We start from the raw sequence: 23919 nt of genomic DNA, 5'->3' as shown, positions 1-23919 counted from the left end.
AAAGCTTATTTGATAATATCACGTAAACCTAGACCTTTAATGATCGCACGGTAACGGTTGATATCTTTTTTGTAAAGATAAGCTAATAATGAACGACGTTTACCTACTAACATTTGTAGGGCACGTTGTGTACCGAAATCTTTTCTGTTTTTTTTCAAGTGCTCAGTTAAGTGAGCAATTCTCTTAGTGAATAAAGCAACTTGACCTTCAGTAGATCCTGTGTTTGTAGCTGATCCAGCAAATTCTGCGAAGATGTCAGCTTTGTACTCTTTACTTAAATACATTTCCTGAATAATATTAAAGCGTTAAAAATTTTATTAATTGGCTGCAAAGATAGCAAAAGTATTTGGTTGCCAAAATATTTAATAAGCAAAGTTTCAGATGCTATTATACCTTTACATAGATCTTTTTCTTATCCAACCAATAGCAGATTACCCACATCAACGTCAGAAAGCAGAGCGAATAAACAAAAGAGCCAACTTCCGGGATTCCAGGTATTTTCGCGCAAACATATTTATAGAACCAAGCGAAAGCATCAATGTATTGTTGTGTACCGTCATCCTTAACGCCGTCTGGGATACGGAATAGTCCTAAAAAGCGCGGAAGAATACCGCTCAATACAAAGATGAATAGCGGATTTTTACCAAAAACATCAAAAAATTTTGTCAATTTATTTCTTACACCCTGCACCTCGATAAACCAGATCATACCACCGATCGTCATGGTTGCCAAACCAGTTGTATAGAGTACATACGAACTTGTCCATATTTTTTTATTGATCGGAAAGCCTAATGCCCATATCCACGCCAATACGACCAAAATAAATCCGGCCACAAACATCCCCGCCAACAATTTAAAATGCGGTTCGTTCGAAGCGGGAACTTTCTTCCACAGCCAGTCCACCTGACCTTGTTTTTTAATAAATACACCAACTAAATATCCAAACACGACCTGTACTATGGTAGGCAAGGTACTCATCAGACCTTCAGGATCAAACGGCACCCCCTCCCCTTTGTAAACATGCGGTAAACCCAAAATGGCGATATCATACTTTGTACCAAACCAGCCGTCCAAGCTATAAGGATCTACCCCACCCGCAATAGCACAAATTGCCCAATATAACAATAGTATGATTGCAGAGATCCAGATAATCGTTTTTTCTTTAAAATAATAAGCAAGAATTGATGCAAAGCAGTAGGCCACAGCAATACGTTGCAATACACCGAAGATACGGATACCCCGACTTGGATCAGTTCCGTCAACCCATTGTTTAAATACCAGTTCAGCCCCCTCCCACTTGACAAAGGGCCACCAGTTTATAAACAGACCTATGGCAAAAATCAAAACTGTGCGCTTAAGGACTTTTTTCCAAAAAACAGCCGGACCAGCTTCCTGCAACCGGGGTATCACAAACGACATGGCATTACCGACTGCAAAAAGAAAAAAAGGAAAAACCAGGTCTGTAGGCGAGCAACCATGCCATTCTGCATGTTTTAGCGGTGCAAACATATGAGCCCATGTCCCAGGATTATTCACCATAATCATCAGTGCCACAGTAGCTCCACGAAAGACATCCAAGGAGTAATAGCGTTGTTTCATAATCAGATACTATAATTAGAAGGTAAATATAAGCTATTTGATATTCACTTTTATGCCTAATCTCCAATTAAAAGGCACAAACAGGAGTTCTTTAGTGACAAGCTTGTTACAATGTTTAGCAGCTTTCATCCCGCAAAAAATAAAGAAATCAAAACTTTTTAAAAAAAAACAAAAAGTTTTTGGAACTTACTTTTTTTTTAACATATCTTTAACGAAAGTTTAACCGACTTCTACTAACCATTCATTTACGATGGAAAACGAGATATTAATAAACCTTTATGTTGAATCGATGCTGTCAATTGCTGATCTTGCTAAAAAGATAGCAAAAAGCACTCCCTCCGTAACTAAGGTTGTTAATCACTTAATTGAGCAAAATATAATAGTTGAATGTGGATTTGCGGAGTCAACTGGTGGACGCCGACCGATTCAGTACACCATAAATGAAAACTCAGATAACTATATCCTTTCAATCGCATGCGATCAGTATTTTACTACAATCTCGATTTCTGATTTGCATAATAAGGTGATTGCAGAAGATCGCGATATAGCAGTAGAATTAAAGGAAAAATCTTCGCTAGATACCATACTAAATCGTGCAGAGGAATTGATTCAAAAGTCTACAATATCACTTAAAAACTTCATCGGCATTGGGGTGAGTATACCTGGATTTGTCAACAGCGAATTAGGCATAAATGAATCTTACCCCAAAGCTCATGGTCTATTTAATCTTAAGCGAAATATTGAGAAAAGATTTAATATACCAACTGTGATAGAGAATGATTCTCGATGTATTGCGTTGGCAGAAAAACAATTGGGAATAGCAAAAGACATCACGAGTTCTTTAATTATTAACCTTAACTGGGGTGTCGGACTGGGGATAATCATCAATAACGCTATATTTAAGGGAACAGCCGGATACGCGGGTGAATTTAGCCACATCCCATTAGCAGATAACCAAATGCTCTGTTCTTGCGGCAAAAGGGGTTGCCTAGAAGTTGTAGCCTCACTCAATGCTGCTATAAAATATGTCGAGAATGATATTGAGAATGAGCAATATTCAATTTATAGCACTTTTATAAATAGTAACGACAATAAACTCGAAGCATTGTTTGATTCGATCAGAGTAGGTGATCAAGTTGCTATAAATAATATAGGAAAAATTGGCTATATGCTTGGAAAAGGTATTTCGACCTTAATTCATATTTTAAATCCGAAACAGATATTGATCAGCGGCCGCGGTGCTGAAGTTGGTCATATATTAGAACCGCATATTCAAATTGCGCTAAATGAATTTTGTATACCTGAGATTGCTAAAACAACACATCTGGCAATCTCGGAACTTCATAAAGATGCGCAAATAAAAGGTACAATGTGCCTTGTTGTAGAAAACCTAATACACCGAATATTTAAATCTAGTTACACACAAATTAATCAGTAGAATATGAGTCTATTTTACAAAAAAACTGCAGGATTAGCGCTATGCACACTTTTTAGTGCGACATCTCTTTATGCGCAGCAAAGCATTTCTGGAATAGTTTCAGATGCGAAGGGACCTGTATCCGGGGCAACAGTTTCTGTAAAAGGAACAGCTCGCGGTACGCAAACCGGAAGTAATGGGTCGTTTACGATCCAAGCATCGCCGGGCGAAGTCTTACGGGTATCTATTGTTGGATACAAATCACAAGAAATAACTGTTGGTTCTTCAAAAACACTTAATATCAAATTAACGGAAGATGCATCCGCTTTGGACGAAGTTGTGGTAACAGCAATGGGAATCAAAAGAGAGGCTAAAGCTCTTGGATATGCCTCATCGACAATAAGCTCTAAAGAATTGACCCAAGCAGGTACGACAAACATTGGTTCGGCCCTTTATGGAAAAGCACCGGGTGTGCAAATTAATTCCGCTCCAGGGGGAGCATCTAGTGCTGTTAACATTCAGATCCGTGGCATTAATTCCCTAAGTAACAACAGACAACCTTTATATGTGGTTGATGGGGTAATGATCAGAAACGATCAACAGGCGGGTTCAAAAGGTTTAAACAATACTGGTGGTATTACTGACCCGGGGGGCAAGCAATATGGTCTGACAATAGAATACGTGGAAACGGTATGTTAGATTTGAACCCTAACGATATTGAGTCCATGACAATTTTAAAAGGGGCCAGTGCAACAGCGTTATATGGTTCTGATGCTGCAAGTGGTGTCATTGTAATCACAACTAAAAAAGGTACAAAAGGAAAAGGCCTTGGAATCGACTTTAATTACACCGGTTCTATCGAAACTGCTGCTTTTCTTCCGAGATTACAGTACGAATACGGACCAGGATATGATGCTGCTACTAATTTACAAGTCGGTGCGACTGAAGAAGGCTGGATGACAAATCCACTCTTCCCAGGTGATAGGCTCTTGAATTACAATGCCTGGGGCCAATTTGGACCTAAATACGATGGTCAAGATGTCCGCTGGTGGGACGGTTCGTTAAGAAAGTACTCCGCTAATAAAGGTAATTATGGTGATATTTTCGATACTGGACACAATAGTAACTTTAATCTAAGTGTTTCCAATCAAACTGAAAAAATAAATTATAGGTTATCAGCTTCCAATATGGACTACAAGGCAATTGTACCAGGTAGTAAGATGAATAAAAGTACCTTTAATTTAAATAGTTCAATCAAGCTCGCTAATCGATTGGATTTGGATGTAGTTGCATCTTATATTAATACGATTACCAAAAATAGGCCCGGTTTAATGGGAGATGTTCTCGGTTCTTATGCGGGATTTTTTAGCGGTGCTGAAGACGTTGAGAAGATGAAAAACGAACTCTACCAGACCTCCGACGGCTACAGATACAATCCTTTTGGATCCAATAGACCTGAGGCATTTCCCGTTAATTATAGAGCTGTTAACCTCTTAAACTATTTTTGGCAACAAAAACGTAACAGTTATGAGGAGAAGGAGAACCGCTTTTTGGGAAGTGCTACATTAAATTGGGGTATTTTAGATAAACTAAAGTTTAGAGGTCGATTGGGGACCGATTTCACTGGATTAAATATTGAAAACAAAGAACATAACGAGTACGCTGTCCAATATAATGCAACTAATAGTACAGGTAAATTTGAGGTTTCGAAAGGAATCTACAAAATTGTTTATGGGGATGCATTATTAACTTATGCAGACAAATTATCTGACGACTTTGACTTTAGTTTAAGTGGAGGTTTTCAGTCACGTATGGAAAACTATGATGATCAAATGTCCAGAACAGAAGGTGGTTTGGTTTCTGCAAATTGGTTTAGCTTAAATAACACCTTCGGGCAAGCTGTGACTACCCACGTTAGAAAGGAGCTTATAAAATACGCTTACTTTGGTTTATTAAACCTCTCTTATAAGAACTATTTATTCTTAGAAGGGACAGGTCGTAAAGAATATTCTTCTACTTTACCCGCACAAAATAACCCTTACCATTATGGTTCAGTAAACACGAGTTTTGTGTTCTCTGATGCATTTAAATTACCTGAATTCTTTAGTTACGGAAAGCTAAGAGCATCTTACGGAGTAGTTGGTAATGATGCACCGATGTACGCTTCGAATATCGCTTACAAACAATCTTCATTAATTACTGTAAATGGGCCTGTGCCTGCTTTAAATCTAAATTCTAGCTACGGCAACTTAAATCTAAAGCCTGAAAAGAAAACTGAAAAGGAAATCGGATTGGATTTAAAATTCTTAAAAAATAGATTAGGTTTAGATGTAAGCTATTATTCAAATTTCATCGATGATCAAATTATGCCGCTGTCTACAGCGTACACGACAGCAGCTACAACTCAAATACTAAATGTGGGGAAAATCTCCAACAGGGGTTGGGAGGTATCATTGAGCGGAACACCAATAAAAAATGAAGAATTTTCTTGGAATGCTAGATTAAATTTTTCAAATAACAAATCTAAACTTGATGCTCTAATTTCTGGAGTACCTAAATTGGTTTTTTATGATGCGGATCAAAGTTCGATCCGGATGGAAGCAAGACCTGGGGAGATCTTAGGAAATATATATGTGTTCCCCAGAGCCACAAATGAAAAAGGAGAATTTCTAATTTCTGATGAAGGTAATTATGTCATTGATAAGTCAACTTATGTTAAAGCGGGTAATATTATGCCGAAAGCGATTGGAGGATTATCAAATACTTTCAACTACAAAAACTTTAGCTTAGACTTTACTGCTGACTACAGATTTGGAGGACAAATGATTTCCACGCCGCATAAATACGCTTATGGAGCAGGTCGACTAGAAAGCACATTGGAATATCGCGAATCAGGAATAACTTTAGATGGTGTTAATCAAAACACAGGCGCTAAAAATGATGTTCATCTTTCCGGTGCTGAATATTATATTAATAATTTCTATTGGGGAAATAATGCTTGGAATGAGAAAGCGGCTGTACTAGATAATAATTTCATTAAGCTAAGAGAGGTTGTTATCGGTTACAATTTGCCTGAATCATTTACTCAAAAATTAAAATTGAATAGTTTACGTTTCTCTCTAATAGGTAGAAACCTCTTCTACTTCTATCGTTCGATCAAAGATATTGATCCAGAGGCGCCTGTTGGTAACTATTGGTATTCTCAAGGTATAGATATCGGTTCTAATGCAGCAACTAGAAGTTTTGGTTTCTCTCTTAATGCTAAATTTTAATACTTAAAGCAATGAAAAAATTTAATAAAATATTAATATATGGAAGTTTTCTCTTGACACTGGGAAGCTTTCAATCTTGTAAAACTGAATTAGAAGACCGTTATGTCGACCCTGAACAAACAGTAACACCTAATATTCCAGCTTTTTTTACGCAGATTTTAAATAATCCACGTTTAAGATCCGAATACTGGCATTATAGGACATTTATATTTATGCACCATGCTCGATACACTCAAACAGCATATTTTGAAAATGAAAACACAATGTATCAGCAAAGCGATTCGTATACAAATGATTATTGGAAAGATTTCTACTCGCCGGGAATGATGGGAATCTATAGAGTAATGGAGAAAACATTTAATGGTCTTCCAGATCAAGACAAAGCTTCAAAAGAAATATTTATGACGGCGGCAAAAGTTGTCCTTTACGACCAAGCCTCGAAACTAGTTGATAACTTTGGCGACATACCCTTTTCAGAAGCGGGAAGTCTTGCATCAACAGATCAGATTAAATTGGCAAAATTCGATGATCAAAAAGAGCTATATAACACCTTCCTAACTGGCTTAAAAGAAGCGAACAGCTTTTTTAAAAATGCTTCCGCCACAAATGAATTTAATAGAGCAGATATTCTAAATTCAGGAAATCTTACAAAATGGCGTAAGTATACTAATTCTCTACGTCTACGTTTGTTAATGAGAATCTCGGCAATTGATGAAAATAAAGCTAAAACCGACATCATGGAAATGTTGAACAATCCAACTGAATACCCATTACTTGACGGCACAAATACTGGCGATTATAGTGTTGGAACAGAGGATATACTGTTGCAGCCTTTAACAAACTATACATCGAGCTTATTAGACGCAGTGAGGGAACTACCCAGCCATTATGCTCCTGATTATATGCTTAATACCGTTTTGAAAACTGCGAATGATCCTCGTACTGCAGTACTATTCGATAAGTTTGGAGAAACAGTAGGCGGAAAATTTATACCTAATAAGGAGTATCAAGCTATGCCGATTACATTCACTTCGGCTCAAGCCAATGCTCAGTACATGAAGTATTCGGTTGTCGATTCTGCAACTGCATGGATCAATAATAAATTGCCGGGAGTTTTGATGACTGCATCTGAAACAAATTTTATTAAGGCTGAGGCTCAAGAAAGATGGGGTACTGACGCTGCTGCAAAAACTGCATATGAAACAGCGGTAAAACAATCTGTTGCTTTTTATTATTATTTAAACGCTAACTCCTCTAATTCAGCCAAAGCAACTAAGCCAAGTAGCGAAGTAATTAATAAATTTGTCACTGAATCAAACATAGCTTTCAGTGGAGATAAAAATGCAAAATTGAAGCTTATAGGGACGCAAAAATGGTTACATTTTGGTTGGCTACAGGGCGAACAAGCATGGTCGGAATACCGAAGAACAGGATATCCAACTCTGCCAGCGTTTCCAGTTTCTACATTGAATGGATTTCAGCGTCCTCCTGTACGATTAACATATCCTTCATCAGAGATCACCAACAATAGTGAAAACTATCAGGCTGTAAAATCTAAAGATACGCGCGATACCAAAATTTTCTGGGACGTTAACTAACACCATTTCACGCTTAATTATAGAAAGCCACCTAAGGTGGCTTTCTTTTTATCACTTTCACTATATTTATACATGCAAAAACTAAAAACTATTATATTCACTGCGTTGATCGCTTCAAGCGCAACACTAGCGTTCGGCCAGGCACATAACGTATCTGCCGGCTACCAAAAACCGACAGATCCATTAGTGATCGAAAACCTCGAACAATGGCAAGATATGAAGTTTGGACTTTTCATGCACTGGGGAACGTATAGCCAATGGGGTATTGTTGAAAGCTGGAGCTTGTGCCCAGAAGACGAAGGCTGGACACAACGAAAACCAGAGCATGGAGCGACCTACAACGCGTATGTAAAAAATTACAACAATCTACAGACTACCTTCAATCCTACCGATTTTAACCCACAAAAGTGGGCCGATGCTGCTAAAAGCGCCGGAATGAAATATGTGGTCTTCACCACCAAACATCACGATGGATTCGCGATGTTCGACACTAAGGAGTCCGATTATAAGATCACATCTTCTAAAACGCCGTTTTCGACGAATCCGAAAGCAAATGTGACTAAAGAAATTTTTAATACATTTCGCAACGATGGTTTTAAAATCGGTGCATATTTTTCAAAACCTGATTGGCATACAGATTTTTACTGGTGGAGTTACTTTCCCCCAAAAGACCGTAATGTAAACTATGATCCTCAAAAACACCCGGATCGCTGGGAAAAATTCAAAAACTATACCTATAACCAGATCAACGAATTAACCTCAGAATACGGAAAAGTTGATATTCTTTGGTTAGATGGAGGCTGGGTACGCCCTTTTAAAACAATTGATCAGTCTGTCGATTGGCAAAGAACAATCAAAGTGGAACAAGATATCGACATGGACCGCATCGGTAATATGGCGAGAAAAAATCAACCCGGCATTATTGTCGTAGATCGTACTGTACCCGGAAATTGGGAAAATTATGTTACCCCCGAACAAGCGATTCCTGAACACCCGTTAGATATTCCATGGGAAAGCTGCATTACAATGGGTGATTCGTTCAGCTATGTTCCCAACGACAACTACAAACCAACCAAGAAGCTTGTCGAAACATTGGTGAAGATTATTTCCCGTGGCGGAAACTACCTATTAAACATAGCGCCCGGCCCTAATGGAGACTACGATCAAGCAGCTTACGATCGCCTGAACGAACTGGCTGCCTGGATGAAAATTAATCAAACTGCCGTGTTTGCAACACGGACGATTGCCCCATATCACCAAGGTGACTATTACTACACCCGAAGCAAGGACAGTAAAATGGTCAATGTATTCCATCTTTCTGAAGGTGATACTTACCAACAGCCCAATGAATATATTTTCGAAGTACCTGATAATTTCAATGTAAAAAAGATCGCTATTTTAGGTCATAAAGGTAAATTGGACTGGTCTCAACGCGGTAACCAAATTACGTTGAGAAGCCCCGCTACACGATTTAACTATGCTACTGCAATCCAATTGCAAAGCAAATAGAATAAAGTTGCGCTGGATTTAATTCAGCGCAATTTTATCATTTTACAAAGTCAGCAATTATAAGTCCAACACCTGTACATTTTTGCCCCCAAAAGCTTCAGTACAGCAAAAAGAAAATGATACTTAAACCAACAATTCAGGTTTTGAAACCGTCAATTCTAATGAGAAAAATCACAGTACTTTCGACACTATTCGCTTTGCTCCTATCTTCGTGCGGCACCTACAAACCACAAATTCTCCGTTCAGAACAAATTTTCCACGCAGGTGAGGTTCCATTCAAGCAATGTCATGCATCCACAATTCAAGTCATCGGAAAAGACAGCTTATTGGCGGCCTGGTTTGGTGGCACACACGAATCTAACCCCGACGTGGTTATCTGGAGCTCCCTATATCACCATGGGCAATGGCAGCCTCCTGTACAGATTGCAGATGGAATCCTTGGCGACAACCGCTTCCCAACATGGAATCCGGTCTTCTATCAATACCCCCACAGTGACACCCTATCATTGTATTATAAAATAGGGCCCAATCCCAGAGAATGGAAAGGTTATGTCAAACATTCGCTAGATAAAGGAACAAGCTGGTCAGCAGCGCAACAATTGCCTGAAGGTATATTGGGGCCAATCAAAAACAAACCACTCACCTTGAAAAACGGATTGCTTCTCTCCCCTTCCAGCACGGAGTCCAAGGAGGAAATCTGGAAAGCTCATCTAGAAATTAGCCGGGATCATGGCCGCTCCTGGTCCGTCAGTCCGATTCGCCCTGATACCAGTATCCAGGTGATTCAGCCCAGTGTGATCCAACACACAGATGGACGCATTCAGGTGCTCTGTCGAAGTAAAGAAAATAAGGTAATGGCGGCTTTTTCAAGAGATCAGGGCCTTACCTGGGGACCGTGGCAAGCAACCAATCTACTCAACCCAAATTCAGCAACTGATGCTATCCGTCTGAAAAATGGCCTCTTTATGATTGTCTTCAACCCGGCCATCGCTGGCAACGACTGGTGGGAAGGACGTACAAAACTACATGTCGCCATCTCAAAGGATGGCTTACAGTGGAAAGATGTGTTAACCCTTGAAGATGGTGTCAAGAACGACGAGTATTCTTATCCGACAATTATTCAGGACCCCAATGGCCTTATCCATATTACGTATACTTGGAACAGGAAAAGTATTAAGCATATTGTGCTCAGGTAACTTTCTGGAGCAGAAAAAACGCCAGTAGATCCGACTAAGATACCAAGCTATCGGTACAGCAAAAAAGAGCTTTTCTGGCATTTAATATAAATCACTATGGATCTAATATTCGAAATAATACAGCAGTTTGAAATGGCACCGTAGGTAGTTTCAATGAGCAACATGAAAATGGGGCGGTCCAAAAAAATTGGACCGCCCCATGTCATATCTCGTGTTTTGAATTTAATAATCCTTCGTTAATTCCAATGTTCCCTTCAACCGGATATCATCCGAAGATGCGCCGACCAAAAGTTTAAACCTGCCTTTTTCTGTCTTCCATTCATTACCTGCATTCCAAAGTTTGAGGTCCTCCTTGGTCAATTGAAAAGAATAACGTTCTTTCTTTCCTGCTGTAATATTTCGACGCTCAAAACGCTTCAATTGCATGACCGGTGTCACCACCGAACTCACCTCGTCCACAACATATAACTGAGCAACTTCATCGCCCGCCAATTTGCCGTTATTTGCAACGTCGAACGATACCGTACATGTAAAATCATGCTCAGACTCATTCAAAGAAATCTGTAAATTGGAGTACTCAAAATTGCTGTAGCTCAATCCATAGCCAAATGGATACAATGGACTGGCCGTCATTTCTACATAGTCGTGATGTTTGGGTTTTGTATGATTGTAATGTACTGGCAGCTGCCCAACAGACCGAGGTACTGAAATCGGTAATCTTCCTGCCGGATTGTAGTCGCCAAACAAGACATCTGCAATAGCCGAGCCTCCTTCCTGTCCCGGATACCAAGCGTTCACAATCGCAGGCACATGTTCTGCTGCCCAATTCAAGTTTAAAGGTCTCCCCATAATTGTTACAAGTACAACGGGTTTTCCTGTTGCCTGTATTGCCTGCATCAATTTGATCTGATCGCCCATCATATCTAGCGAAACGCGGTCAAAACCCTCTCCACTCTCCATATCACTCACGGTATTGGGGTCCACATTCGCTGCTCCGGTTGCCTGATAGGAGGTTTTGAAATCACGTGCGCTTGAACCTCCTAAAACTAAAATCACCGCATCAGCCTCTTTAGCAGCAGCTACGGCGCCAGCGATATCCGAATGACTTGTATCCCGTATTGCACAGCCTTTAACATAATCAATTTTGGTACTTTTACCAACTACAGACCGGATTCCCATTAGTAGGGTCTGAATTTTACCATCGGCCTGTGGCGCGGTGTAATCGCCCAGCTGGTTATAGGCATTGTCAGCATTCGGTCCTATAACTGCTATTCGTTTCAACGATTTACTTAAGGGTAAGAGTTGCTGATCATTTTTTAGCAAAACAATCGACTCGCGCGCTACTTGCCTCGCAAGCATTTTATTTTGTGGTGTAGCGACTTTTTGAGCAACTAATTTCTCATCCACATAAGGTTGATCAAAAAGGCCAAGATTGAACTTCATCCGCAATACACGGGCAACTGCTGTATCGAGAACAGCAGATTCAACAAGCCCTTGCTGCACAGCCTTGAGCAAATTTGCACCATAACCAGTCCCGCTTAAATCAACATCCAGTCCCGCATGAATGCTTTGCGAAGCGGCGTCTTCGCCAGTAGCAGCAGTAGCGTGACCGCCGTTGAGCCCCGATATGCTCAATAAATCCGACACAACAAAGCCGGTAAATCCCCAGTCTTTACGTAAAACGTCTTTTAGCAGCCAAGGGTTAGCCGAACACGGAATACCGTCAATACTGTTATAAGCGGTCATGACCGACCCAGCGCCTGACTTTACAGCACGCTCAAAAGGCGGAAGGAAATATTGCCGGAGGCTCCGCTCGCCAAATGAAACAGACTCACCATTGTGCCCTCCATCTGGAGCAGCATAGGCGACAAAATGCTTCAATGTACCTATTATTTTATCGTGCTGCCCTAACTTCTCACCCTGAAAACCACGGATCATCGCACTTCCCATCTGTCCAATCAAGTACGGATCCTCACCATAGGTTTCTTCGGTACGCGACCAACGGGGGTCTCGCGCTAAATCAAGCACAGGACCATATCCGTTTTTACCGCCCACTGCATAGGTCTCCTTAGCGATCGTCGCTGCCATATCCTGAATCAACTGCGGATTCCAGGTACTCGCTTGCCCAATAGCAGTAGGGAAAACGGTTGCACCGATAGCCATATGTCCGTGCGGCGCCTCTTCAGACAATAACAACGGAATCCCCAGTCGTGTACTATCCACCATATAACGTTGGATGGCGTTTGTAGCACGCGCGGCTTCTACCGGACTCAGACCATTCAATAAGGTTTTTTGTGTCCAAGGGTCAGCGCGCAATGTCGCCCACAATAACCCAATATGTTGCTCTTTCGCTGCTTTCCGTAATTTATTGCTAACCGTTATCTGCTTTCCATCTTTCGTATACATTTCCCAGCCAAGCAATTTACTCAACTGCCCGACCTTCTCCTCCACAGTCATTCTTCCCAACAGATCACTTACCCTCTTTTCGGTAGGCAAAGTATGGTTTTTATACGGAAATTGTTGGGCTTGAAGTGGTGGACAGAGCCATGCTCCCATTGCGGCCAAAAGTAATATACGGACTTTCATAAATGGATTATTGTTTTTTTATTTCTGTGCTTTATTATGGTCCGGATTAGCGCAGCACTAGGCTATGCAACCGGTTTCCAAGACACTAAATTAACGATTTAGCATCAATAATCAAGTTAAATTTTGATTCCCCTTAGAGCACTTCACGCCACAGACCTGGCTGGTCGGTCTGAATAAGGCGCACAAACGGATATTTTTCCAAGAAAGACCGATAAGCCATGCTTCCGTCCTTCGCCGCTTGATCGTCATATTCCCCCAAACTATTCATCCAAAAATAAATGCCCTGTTCGCGCAGCCGGTTTAGTTCTTCGGTTTCTATAAACGACTCATCAAGGTGGACAACCGTCGTTAATCCCATCTTGAGTATAGCCGCTAGGTCAGCCATGCTACGTGCTCTAGGGAACAGCGTGATCGTCGGATTGAGTTTGTAAGTCTTCGGCATGTCTTTGTAATCGTAAAGGAAAAACAATACTTGGTCTTCCATCCCCTCCTGTGCAATAAGCGTATAAGTTGTCTTGACAAATTCTTTCCGATCTTCTTTAAAATCCAAATCCACGATGATTTTCCCCTTTGCTACACGCAAAGCTTCTGATAAGGTCGGAATAACATGTTCCGATTCGCCTCCATGAGCTTGGGTGCGTAGTGGAGCTTTTGAAGCTCAGCATAAGTATGTTTGGCGACCTCTCCTTGTCCCGTTGTCGTACGGTTCACTGTTTTATCATGCATCAGTACCAGTACACCGTCTTTGCTTGCCCGTACATCGACCTCTACGACGGAAGCTCCTTGCCGAATGGCCTCTTCAATCGCAGCGATGGAGTTTTCTGGCTGTTTTAAATGAGCGCCCCGGTGCGCTGCAATGTGAACACTTTTTTGATTTAACTTTTTAATCAAATCAGCCGATTGACCATATACCACTGTGGTCAAACTCACTATCATTCCCAGTAAGATAGTATAAAATAAAATCTTTTTCATTGCTATATAGCTATTTTTTTTTAAGCAATATCTTTTTGTTATACCGTATAAATCAGCCATCTCGACGCAGATAGATCTTAATCTTTTAATGGATTGGATCCCGCAATTAAAATAACGGAAAGTCTTCCGGTTTGAATGGATTACTTTCCGTCATTCTCGTTTTATTTTTTCGACAACTCGAATGAATCAAACAGCTGACCATTCAGCTTGTAGCTTGAAAAATGCAGTTTATTGTTATTCAGCTTAATGACCTGATAGAGTTGCGTCTGTGAGGTTGCCCGATCCATCCAGCGTTCGGAATCTGACTCATACATTTTCGGTCCGGCTACGGATAAAAGGTAAATAGGACGCTTTTTACCAAGCCCTCCGCGTGCATAGGTATGATCATGTCCCTGAAGAACCAAATCCACCCCATATTTCTCAAAAATAGGTTTAAAGCGTTCTCTCAAGATGGTGTTGTCACGATTTTTAGCCGTGGAGTATACGGGATGGTGCATCACAACGATGTTCCATTTTTTTGGTGAGGATGACAACACTTTCTCCAGCCATTTTTCCTGTACTGCTGCCGCGGTGGAGTCTAGCATAATCAACTGAGAATTTAGGGAAATCATACGCAGATCCTGATAATCCAAATAATAAACAGCATCCTGCATGTCCTCAGGGCCATTCTTAGGCAAGTTGAACTGTACGTTCCAATGCGGGTCAAGTACAAGCTTCCCAAGCGAGTCGCGACGGTACTCGTGATTCCCCGGTGTTGGAACAGCAGGGACCATCTGATGAATAAATCCCGCGGCCTCATGCCATTCTGCCCACTCTTCGTCGGCATTCGAACGATTGATCAGGTCGCCCGCGTGAACAATAAAGCGTGCATTCGCCTCCTGTTGATAAGCACGACGGATGGCACGTGCCCATCGTGACCGTAGGTCATTCTGTGCATCGCCCAAATAGATAAACGAAAAGCCGCCAGAACGCTCTGCAGTTCTGAATTGGTTCCAGGGACTCCAAATGGTGCCATCTCCAACCCGATAGGCATAGACCGTTCCGGGTTTCAGGTCACGGAAGGTTACCTGTCCATAGGTGTCGGTTTGTTGCCCTTGCTCCAGAGACACCCCTATTCCCTGTACTGATATCGCTTTTGCTTCAAGTTCAGGATTACTCAGTTCTTCAACAACCTGACCAATCATTTTAGTCTTATCCGCGTTGACGCGCCACGAAACAGACTGCGTTTGGCTGGGATCATCGGACCAAGTCAATGTAATCCGGTCTGGCTGTTTATACGCGTTGGTGGTCTGGCTTTTCCCTTCCAATAAAGTACAGCAAACGCCGATAACAAGTAGAATATGTTTTATTTTCATTTTTATATTGATTTTATAAGCGACTGAACCGCTGGTTATAATGACTTTCATTTTACGATCAGGACTTACCAGGGTTTGTTTGTTCCTTGCAATAACCAAGGTTTTGACCAGGCACTATTTTCATTATCTGCCTGTGAATATGCTGTCTTCTCAATGCGCTTTAAGGCCTCTTCTGCATTTTTTTGATTCACACTCATTTCGGTTTGCATATAAGGCACACGCACCGGAAGTTGTGTACGAATGGCTGCGGGGCCGGCCTTTAGAGCGGGGTACCCTGTGCGACGATAATCAAACCAGGACTGTGCGGCAGTTGACCAGCTTGCGATCCATTTTTGTTCAATGATCTGCACTTGCGTATTTTCAAACGCCACCCCTTTCTGACGAATATAGTTGGAATAGTCTGCGCCCCTTCCCCAGCTTGCCAGAGATTCCTGTATAGCACGCTCATAATAGGTCTTCGCTGACTCAGGCAGCCCCCATCCTTTCCAGGCTGCTTCAGCCAAAATAAAATTAACTTCGGCAGCAGAAAGCAAACGTGCTTTTAACAAACTTCCCTTCGCCGAACGATAGCTATCATTCAGGTAAGAAACATGCGGATTGATCGAGGTCTGCCCGGGCGTTGGATTGAGGTTGTAGGCTGAAGGGTTTTTAGATACACTTGGCGGCAGTCCGACATACTCCTTATCGGTATCCACGGGAACACCTTTGACGACATCTGGCGATACAATCCGAACACCATTAACGATCTTATCTGTACCTGCGGGCTCATTGCTGCGGATCTCAATGGGTATGTCTACCTTTCTTGCCCAAACCGCCAAACGGGGGTCGCCAAGTTCCTGTAGTCGGTCGACCAGTGTTGCACACATTTTCATTCGTCTAAAATTACTTCCACTGGCATCATAAACCGTATTTGACGGCCAGGAGTCATTTGCATTATTTCCAACAAAATCCATCAATACATCATCAGTGGTACTCGTAATAATTGGAAATTTATCGGGATTGGCAACAATACTTTCAATCCCCTGTTTGGCAAAAGCAGGAGACTTTTCCGAAAGACGCATATAATACCGCAAAGCTAATGAGTTGGCAAATCGCCGCCATTTTGAAGCCTTTCCGCCAAAATACACATCCGCATTCGCTAGTACCTCATAAGAGGCATCTGGACGCGACAAGAGTTCATTAGCTTGTAATAATTCGTCTATTATACCCCTGTAAATAACTTCCTGTCCGTCATATTTCGGAAAATTATAGACTGCATCTCCGAGTTCCGCCTTCAACGCATCTGTATAAGGCGCATCCCCCCAGAGATCAGTCACCAATCCGAATAAGTAAGCGCGCATCACCAAAGAAACTCCTTTATGGAAATCCAGTCCTAATTTCTCCGCCCGTCTGCGCATAAGCTCATTGTCCCGTAAAAATCCATAATAAGCATCCCAACTCAAAATTCCCCCAGTCCATTCATAATCATTATGTGAGTTGAACCAGGCATCTAATTGAGTATGCTGCATCACTCCGCCAAGATCTGAGAAACTCAATTCATTGTATTTCTTTGCCGCCCCTGTTAGTATTGTTGGCAGCAAAAGATTGGGATTTGCATCCTCTTCACTTACGCCGTTCGGATTAATATTAAGTTCGGTCAGATCTTTACAAGCTGAAATATTCCATACGATCCCAAGGCCCACTAACGCCATGGTGAAGCGCTTCAACTGATTTTTCATTTATGTCGTGTATTAAAATGTCACATTTACTTTAAATCCAATAGGCATCGACCAAGGGGTCACGTTATAGCGTTCAATCCCCTGCTTGAATCCAATACCAGTTTCCGGCTGAAAGGCCATTTCCGGATCTATACCCACTTTCGCTTTGGTCCATAAAATCAGGTTACGGGTATAGACTCCCACACTACCATTCTCTATTCCGAGACGTTTCAGCCATTTTCCTGATAAATCATAGCTAAAGGACAGTTCCCGAAGCTTAATAAAAGAGGCATCAAATGTTGCAGCGTTCATAAAATCCCAAGGATAATTATCTGAATAAGCGATATATTTTGTTCCTTCACCACCAAGATTCTCTGTATATCCGGTAATGTTGCCTTTGGCATCATATTGTGCGATAACGCCCGGATTAAACACCCCAAAATTGCCAACAAGACCACCCACACTGATCGGATAACCACCATACTCTTCGCCTGGTCCTCCAACAATGGGATATCTATTACCTTGCACACGGACAAGATTATTATCAACCAAGTAATTCCGCAACGTTTCGCCCGTCATTCCATTAGGATTGATCATCTGGTCAAGAAAGCGTTGCGTCGTCAAGTTAGATTCAAAATAGCGATAGGTCTGCGACATGAACTTGCCTCCAAAACGCATATCTGCAGCGATATTCATTGTCCATTTTTTATAGCGAAGACTTGACTGCAGGCCCATCGTGAAATCGGGATTAAAATTTCCGATTTTATTGCGGCTATTGTTTATCCTGACCGCCTGCCACGAACCATTTTTATTTAGAATTGGAAACCCGTAATAAGGTGATGACTGATCCTCCACGGTCACTAACTTAGAATCATATAGATCCCCGATCTCTTCCCCGACATAGGTACGTGCCCCACCCCGACCGTCGGTCCAAAACGTATAAAATTCTACTCCTTCAGAAAGTTTGTCGATACGAGTACGATTGCGGTGCCAATTGACACCAATATCCCATGTCCAATTTTCCTTGGCAATAGGTCGTCCGGAAACAGCAAGTTCAATACCGCGGCTGCTTAACAGTCCGGCGTTGATATTTTTCGAATTGAAACCACTTGATCCGGGAAGTGTTGTTGAAATAATTTGGTTTTTGTTTTCCAGCTTATAATAGGTTCCTTCAAACTTCAGTCGATTATTCCACATGCCCAGATCCAGTCCAAACTCGTAAGATGTTGCAATTTCGGGCTTCAGATTAGGAACCAAGAGTGACCCCGAGCGGGTTAGTCGCAGCACGTCACCCCAGCTACCGGGATTACTCAGTACATTGGAGAGATTATAGGGATAAGTATCATTTCCCACGCGCGCAATACCAGCTCTCAGTTTTGCCAAATTGATCGTTTTAGGCAAAGAAAATACCTGGTTGGCCAACACACTTAGAGATGCCGAAGGATAAAAATAGGATCGATTGTTTACAGGTAAGGTGCTGGACCAGTCATTGCGCCCAGTCACATCCAAATAAACCATATCCCGATAACTTAGATTGACCAGTCCGTAAACACTGTTTATAGCTCTTTCAGAAATTGTGCTGTAGAAATCCAGGTTCAGTGGACTGATATTGGCCAATGTGTAGAGCCCCGGTGTGATGAGTCCAGCGCCATTCTTTGACGTGTTTTGCACCGATTTTCCTCGGTTATAGCGCAGATTTCCACCCAATGACCCTGTGACCTGAACGGCATCCAATTTTGTAGTGTAAGTTGTCAGAAAGTCGATATTCTGCTCCATATTCATTAAATTGACAATACCATAGGCTCCTCTCGGTTCGTTGGTGTAGCTGTAAGGGATTTTTGTCTCCCTATTTTCCCAATAAATATCCGTTGCATACCTGAGCATTGCAGTCCAGTCTTTTTTGACAGTCCAATCCAACCTCAAGTTGCCAAAGATCCGGTCTCTCGTAAACGCATTGTTCACCCCATAAGCAAGAAAATAGGGATTGTTGTGGTTACCGATAGACTGCGAGCGCTGTTGAATCTGTTCCTGTCCCGGCAGCCAATAATCCTGCAAATCTAGTATGTTGATATGTGGAGCAACTTCATAGGCCGCTTGCATCGGATTGGTTCCTCGGTTTCCTGCGGGCCTATTGTTGGAGTTATTTCTACTGGCATCCAATGCGAGGCCCAATGTCAGGCTGTTGCGAAGGCGCATGGTCGAATTAACATTCAAGGTGTTTCTGAACAGATCCGAATTGGGAATAATACCTTTATTGGCCATATTGGAATACGAGAAACGATAATCCAATTTTTCGCTTCTGTTGCTTAGGGAAATCCCATTGGTACTTGTGACCCCAGTTTGGACAAAGTTTTTGATATTATCTGGGTATGCTTTTAGTTCCGTAGGAATGGGCTTACCGTTCTCGTCAAGTGGACTATTCCATTGCACAGCTTTATACCCCTTATCCAGTGCGGGGCCTACCATAACACTCGACTCTTCCTCGATCACCAAATTACCAGGCAGATCACCGGGTCGCCAAGGTAAAGTACCACTGGCAAATTTGTTGTGCAATTCAATAAATTTATACGGGATATCAAATACTGTGTTACTAGTCACGGCAATGGTCATCTTCTCTGCATTCTTACCACTTTTGGTGGTGATCAGCACCACACCATTACCTGCACGTGAGCCGTAAAGCGCAGCTGCACTTGGCCCCTTCAAGATGGAGATATTGTCAATATCTTCGGGATTGATGTTGGCAATTGCATTACCATAATCCACTTTATTGTCGTCACCGATCTGACCGATATTATTTAAACTGTTCATCAAGGGTACACCATCCACTACAAACAGTGGCTGGTTGTCTGTACTGAGCGATGACGCCCCCCGAATCACCATATTCACGCTCGAGCCAGTGGGCCCTGTCGCGCTAATGGATACGCCGGGCAGCTTACCTGCCATACCAACCAAAAAATTATCATTATTTACGCGATTGATGTCTTCACCTTTGATTTTACCAACGGCATAACCCAATGAGCGGTCCTGACGTTTGATTCCCAATGCAGTCACGACCACTTCATCCAATTCGTTGTCATCATCGTTTAAGATCACTTGGCGTACAGCTGCTGCACCAGCATCGAGCTTCAGACCAGTCAATTCTTTTGGTTCATAGCCGATGTGGGTTATCAGTACATTGTACACGCCCGCAGCCAACTTGATGGTTACGTCACCATCTGCATTAGACAAAGCACTTTCTCCCGTGAGCGGAATACGCACAGAGGCTCCGCGAATGGGTTGTTTGTTGCGATCGACCAACTGTAACTTTAAGTCATAAAGCTCTTGTTTATTTCCATTTTTAACAAGTACGACTCCTCCTAAAACTCTTTTTGATTGAATGTTTGTTCCTTTCAGGATATACGCAAGAACTTCCTCAAAACTTGCATGCTGAAATGTCTTTTGTGCAATTGAAATTCGCTCTAGCTGCAGCATTTTTCTATCATAGCCAATGGCTTGACCTGTTACTTTTGAAAGTTGTGCTATTGCCTGAGCGGCATTACCATTCAAGAGATGGATAGTGATAGTATCCCAATGTGCAGCGCTACCCCGATCCAGTACCCTAGCCTGGCTGTCGACGACGGCACAAGACACCAAGGAACAAAGCGCAAGCTTGGTGGCAAGTCCGGTAAGCTTAATTATTTTATACATATATTTGTATGAATGTTTTAAACATGAATATTCAGGTGCTCACTGGTCGATTTAGCGGTTTGCCAGATGAGCACTTTTCTTGAGCAGATAAAGGATGCTGATCTGCTCCTTACAGCTTATTTGTACAAGATTATTTCATTTTTCTCCCTCCTAAATTTGATTTGATGAATGTTGCAAACGATAGTCAGCACCTGGTTCAATGACACTACATGCGGTATCATCAGCGAATAGTTGAACGAATCGGTATTCAGATTGTCGGTATGCAGCATAACGCCGAAGCGGTTATAGATTACTTCTTTTAGTTCCTTGAAGCCGATGTTATTCAATTGCATACCACCTTGTGTCCAAAGACTGATGTAAGCTGGATCACTATCGAAAGTTTCAAAGCCATTATGAGCTACGTTATACCGGACGGCCTTACCTGCTGTAAGGATATGGTTCGCTCCATTTTTGGCATTTAGAACACTCACCCGCCCCGTTTTTACTTCGACCGTCACCTGTTTAGTAGACATCGAATTGTTGACGTTGAATGATGTTCCTAGTACTGCAACAGAAACGCTGCCTGTTTCTATCTTAAATGGATGTAAAGTATCCCGTCTGACCCGAAAGAATGCTTCCCCTCGATCTAAAAAGAATTTTCTATTTGATGCAAAATTCTTACGATCGTAGCGGATACGTGTATTTCCGTTTAAAAAAATGGATGTGCCATCAGGTAACTGAATTTCTTTCAACTCGCCGGCATTCGTAACCGTTTCCGTCAGTAATGCGGTCGTTTCTGTCCGCTTCCGAGAAAGCGACGTCGGGTTGTGCTGAAAAAATAGCAGACTGATGCCTCCTACGATTAAAATAGCCGCTGCTGCTGAAAGCCAGGAAAATTTTCTGACCGGTATGTTAGCCACCTTCTTTGCCCCGACAGGTGCTTCAGCTATTCCTACACGAATAAATAAGTCTTGTTTGATTTTTTCCCGATGATTTGCATCGATAAAGGGATTAGTGTCTTCATTTGAGATGGACTCATACCAGTCGTCCACATGACCTTTTTCCTCCTCAGTCAATTTCCCTCCGAGATAATCTGTTATGATAAGTTTAAAGCGTTCTAAATCCACCTGCAATAATTTTTATAAGAATACAGGTCAGAACATCGAAAGTACTTTAATTAAATATGTTCTTTATATTAAATAATCATAAAGGAGATAGCTACCCGCAAGCAATAAAAATACAGAATCATGGTCTGCAAATCTTTGCATTAATTCACGGCGCATGATCTTTTTGGCTTCCGACAAATAGTTTTTAACGGTCTGTTCTGCGAGATTAAGTTCCTTGGCAATTTGTGTTATTGAATAATTGTCAGAACGCATTAGATAGACTGCTTTCATCAATTTAGGTAATTTGCCTATCGAATCATCCACAATAGCCTCCAGCGCCTTATACTTGGCAAAGGCCTGGCTATCCAAATAGGAAAAAGCTTCCATGCGTTCCATTGATTTCTCCAGGACCTGTTTTCGTACACGTTCCGAGGCGTAGTAATTCAGTATTTTGTTTTTGAGGGCTTTGTGGAAATAGAATTTCATATCGCAGTATTCAGTACTCACGAGCGATCGTTTTTCCCAGACGTGGATAAATACTTCCTGCACAAGATCCTTAGCCTGATCCTCTTCCCGAAGATGACGAAAAGCGACGGTGTATAGATCCTCCCAATACCGCTCAAAGAAATAGGCAAAGGCAATGGGGTCACCTTCTTTAAAGCGCAGCACATAGTGGTTATCAAATTTGGCTTCGGTAGTGTTCACTTCGCAAAGATAGCCCCGGTAGATTATCAAAATGTTAATTTAACGGGAAGCTTTTATTCGAATGTACTCCACTATTTGATTAAACTGCGCTATTTAAATACACACCGCTTAGTTTTTGTAAAAAGCATGGCAAAAATTGTTAATAAACATGTTAACTCTCTCGTATACAGAAGACCTTTTGTTAAAAAAAAAGATGGAACCCTATTTAGCACGATTAGGCATTCCAGCTAAAAAGGGAACAGTTAAAATGTGAACAACAATGTTAATTAACTTGTAACCAATGGACTTTATGTTAACAACCACTTATAAGCAAAACACATGAAACTTTCCTGTAATGAACCCCATATCCAGTTGTTTTTACCTGCAACGAACGAATTTTTAACAAGGGACATTTTTTAATTCACTTTACTAAAAACGATACCGCTCAGGAAAACAATATCGTTAGGATGTTGCTATCCGAATACAACAATTCCAAACTGAAAGTGTATATTCACAAAAGTTGCTACACTATCGCAGCTAAATCGGTTAAAAAACCGCAAACGGATTGATCAGGCTATTTTTGAAGATTAAAAACTACGGTCGGAGATGAAAAATGATGAAAAGAAATTGGTCGGTACTATTGCTCATTTTATGGTCAGTGATTCGGATGCCACCGCATTAAGGTCATTGTTATGTTCATTGACCTATCAGCCCAGTAACATTAGAACCGAACTTATTCAATTGTTGAATAAATGGCAAAACAAAGCAGCTGGAACTGTATTTCCCGGGGAAGACCTCTGGCCAGATTTTAAGCAACTTCTGGGAAGCAATCCCGATCTCGGCGTGGCACTTATCGATGGTAATAAAATTGACAGTATCGCCAGTTTTTACGAAGAAATCAATGCCGTCTACATGTCCCATGAAAGTTGGAAGATAGGAAGTCTAGATGGCTTTGACGATTTGCTGTACGGAGGATTTGGTACTTTTAAAGAGGCGACTTCACATGCTATTGTCTGGAAAGATAGTGACCACAGCAGCGCATCACTGGGCATCGAAACCACTTTGGCGTATTACCAGGGAAAACTTGGCACACAATCCCCATTTAATCAAACACATTTTCAAAAAAAAATAGAGGAACTAAAAGCGGGGCAGGGAGAAACTTATTTTGACATCGTTGCCGAAATCATCCGGTCTCACCACAAGATCACCTGGATCTATAAAGGACATTCCCACCACAAATCGGTCTATTTATAAAATCTAAA

Annotated in this window: 17 protein-coding genes; 7 read left to right on the top strand and 10 right to left on the bottom strand. The window is 41.6% G+C overall.

The window, feature by feature from the left end; all coding sequences use genetic code 11:
* Window positions 1-5: 5 nt before the first annotated feature.
* Window positions 6-284 carry a 30S ribosomal protein S15 gene (gene rpsO, locus VXM68_RS08715; RefSeq protein ID WP_046674145.1) on the bottom strand — a complete coding sequence of 93 codons (279 nt, stop codon included), beginning with the start codon at window positions 282-284 and terminating at the stop codon, window positions 6-8.
* 103 nt (window positions 285-387) lie between these two features.
* Window positions 388-1599 carry an acyltransferase family protein gene (locus VXM68_RS08710; RefSeq protein WP_367211029.1) on the bottom strand — a complete coding sequence of 404 codons (1212 nt, stop codon included), beginning with the start codon at window positions 1597-1599 and terminating at the stop codon, window positions 388-390.
* 250 nt (window positions 1600-1849) lie between these two features.
* Here VXM68_RS08710 and VXM68_RS08705 point away from each other — a divergent pair, with 250 nt between their 5' ends.
* From VXM68_RS08705 to VXM68_RS08680, 6 genes are all read left to right on the top strand, one after another.
* The gene (locus VXM68_RS08705) at window positions 1850-3037 is read left to right on the top strand and encodes an ROK family protein (RefSeq protein WP_367211028.1); all 1188 of its coding nucleotides are present in this window, start codon (window positions 1850-1852) and stop codon (window positions 3035-3037) included.
* Window positions 3038-3040: 3 nt separating this feature from the next.
* Complete coding sequence (locus VXM68_RS08700; protein ID WP_367211027.1) at window positions 3041-3715, top strand: carboxypeptidase-like regulatory domain-containing protein; 675 nt, start codon at window positions 3041-3043, stop codon at window positions 3713-3715.
* On the top strand, window positions 3709-6288 hold the full coding sequence (locus VXM68_RS08695; RefSeq protein WP_367211026.1) for a SusC/RagA family TonB-linked outer membrane protein: 2580 nt from the start codon (window positions 3709-3711) through the stop codon (window positions 6286-6288). The genes VXM68_RS08700 and VXM68_RS08695 overlap by 7 nt, the downstream gene beginning before the upstream one ends.
* Before the next feature lie 11 nt (window positions 6289-6299).
* Entirely contained in the window at window positions 6300-7886 is a 1587-nt protein-coding gene (locus VXM68_RS08690; protein WP_294183952.1) for a SusD/RagB family nutrient-binding outer membrane lipoprotein, read from the top strand.
* 72 nt (window positions 7887-7958) lie between these two features.
* A complete protein-coding gene (locus VXM68_RS08685) occupies window positions 7959-9395 on the top strand; it encodes an alpha-L-fucosidase (protein WP_367211025.1) in 1437 nt (478 codons plus the stop codon).
* 161 nt (window positions 9396-9556) lie between these two features.
* Window positions 9557-10591 carry an exo-alpha-sialidase gene (locus VXM68_RS08680; RefSeq protein ID WP_367211024.1) on the top strand — a complete coding sequence of 345 codons (1035 nt, stop codon included), beginning with the start codon at window positions 9557-9559 and terminating at the stop codon, window positions 10589-10591.
* Between the two features lie 222 nt (window positions 10592-10813).
* Here the strand turns inward: VXM68_RS08680 and VXM68_RS08675 are convergent, their stop codons facing one another.
* From VXM68_RS08675 to VXM68_RS08640, 8 genes are all read right to left on the bottom strand, one after another.
* Window positions 10814-13177, bottom strand: a complete 2364-nt coding sequence (locus VXM68_RS08675; RefSeq protein WP_367211023.1) for a glycoside hydrolase family 3 N-terminal domain-containing protein — start codon at window positions 13175-13177, stop codon at window positions 10814-10816.
* 133 nt (window positions 13178-13310) lie between these two features.
* Window positions 13311-13760, bottom strand: coding sequence for a hypothetical protein (locus VXM68_RS08670; protein ID WP_367211022.1), 450 nt, complete (start codon window positions 13758-13760; stop codon window positions 13311-13313).
* Complete coding sequence (locus tag VXM68_RS08665; protein WP_367211021.1) at window positions 13751-14149, bottom strand: glycerophosphodiester phosphodiesterase family protein; 399 nt, start codon at window positions 14147-14149, stop codon at window positions 13751-13753. The genes VXM68_RS08670 and VXM68_RS08665 overlap by 10 nt, the downstream gene beginning before the upstream one ends.
* A 161-nt stretch (window positions 14150-14310) precedes the next feature.
* Entirely contained in the window at window positions 14311-15504 is a 1194-nt protein-coding gene (locus VXM68_RS08660) for a metallophosphoesterase family protein (protein ID WP_294183943.1), read from the bottom strand.
* A 65-nt stretch (window positions 15505-15569) separates the two neighbouring features.
* Entirely contained in the window at window positions 15570-17222 is a 1653-nt protein-coding gene (locus tag VXM68_RS08655; RefSeq protein WP_293956330.1) for a SusD/RagB family nutrient-binding outer membrane lipoprotein, read from the bottom strand.
* Between the two features lie 12 nt (window positions 17223-17234).
* Window positions 17235-20888, bottom strand: coding sequence for a SusC/RagA family TonB-linked outer membrane protein (locus VXM68_RS08650; RefSeq protein ID WP_367211020.1), 3654 nt, complete (start codon window positions 20886-20888; stop codon window positions 17235-17237).
* Between the two features lie 116 nt (window positions 20889-21004).
* On the bottom strand, window positions 21005-21994 hold the full coding sequence (locus VXM68_RS08645; RefSeq protein WP_367211019.1) for a FecR family protein: 990 nt from the start codon (window positions 21992-21994) through the stop codon (window positions 21005-21007).
* A 63-nt stretch (window positions 21995-22057) separates the two neighbouring features.
* A complete protein-coding gene (locus tag VXM68_RS08640) occupies window positions 22058-22678 on the bottom strand; it encodes an RNA polymerase sigma factor (protein ID WP_367211018.1) in 621 nt (206 codons plus the stop codon).
* 585 nt (window positions 22679-23263) lie between these two features.
* Between VXM68_RS08640 and VXM68_RS08635 the strand changes: the two genes are divergently transcribed.
* Window positions 23264-23911 (top strand): hypothetical protein, encoded by a 648-nt coding sequence (locus VXM68_RS08635; protein ID WP_367211017.1) that lies wholly within the window; start codon window positions 23264-23266, stop codon window positions 23909-23911.
* The last annotated feature ends 8 nt before the right edge of the window (window positions 23912-23919 follow it).

The sequence above is a fragment of the Sphingobacterium sp. R2 genome (assembly GCF_040760075.1).
GTDB lineage: Bacteria > Bacteroidota > Bacteroidia > Sphingobacteriales > Sphingobacteriaceae > Sphingobacterium.
This window is presented reverse-complemented; position numbering and strand designations above follow the sequence as displayed.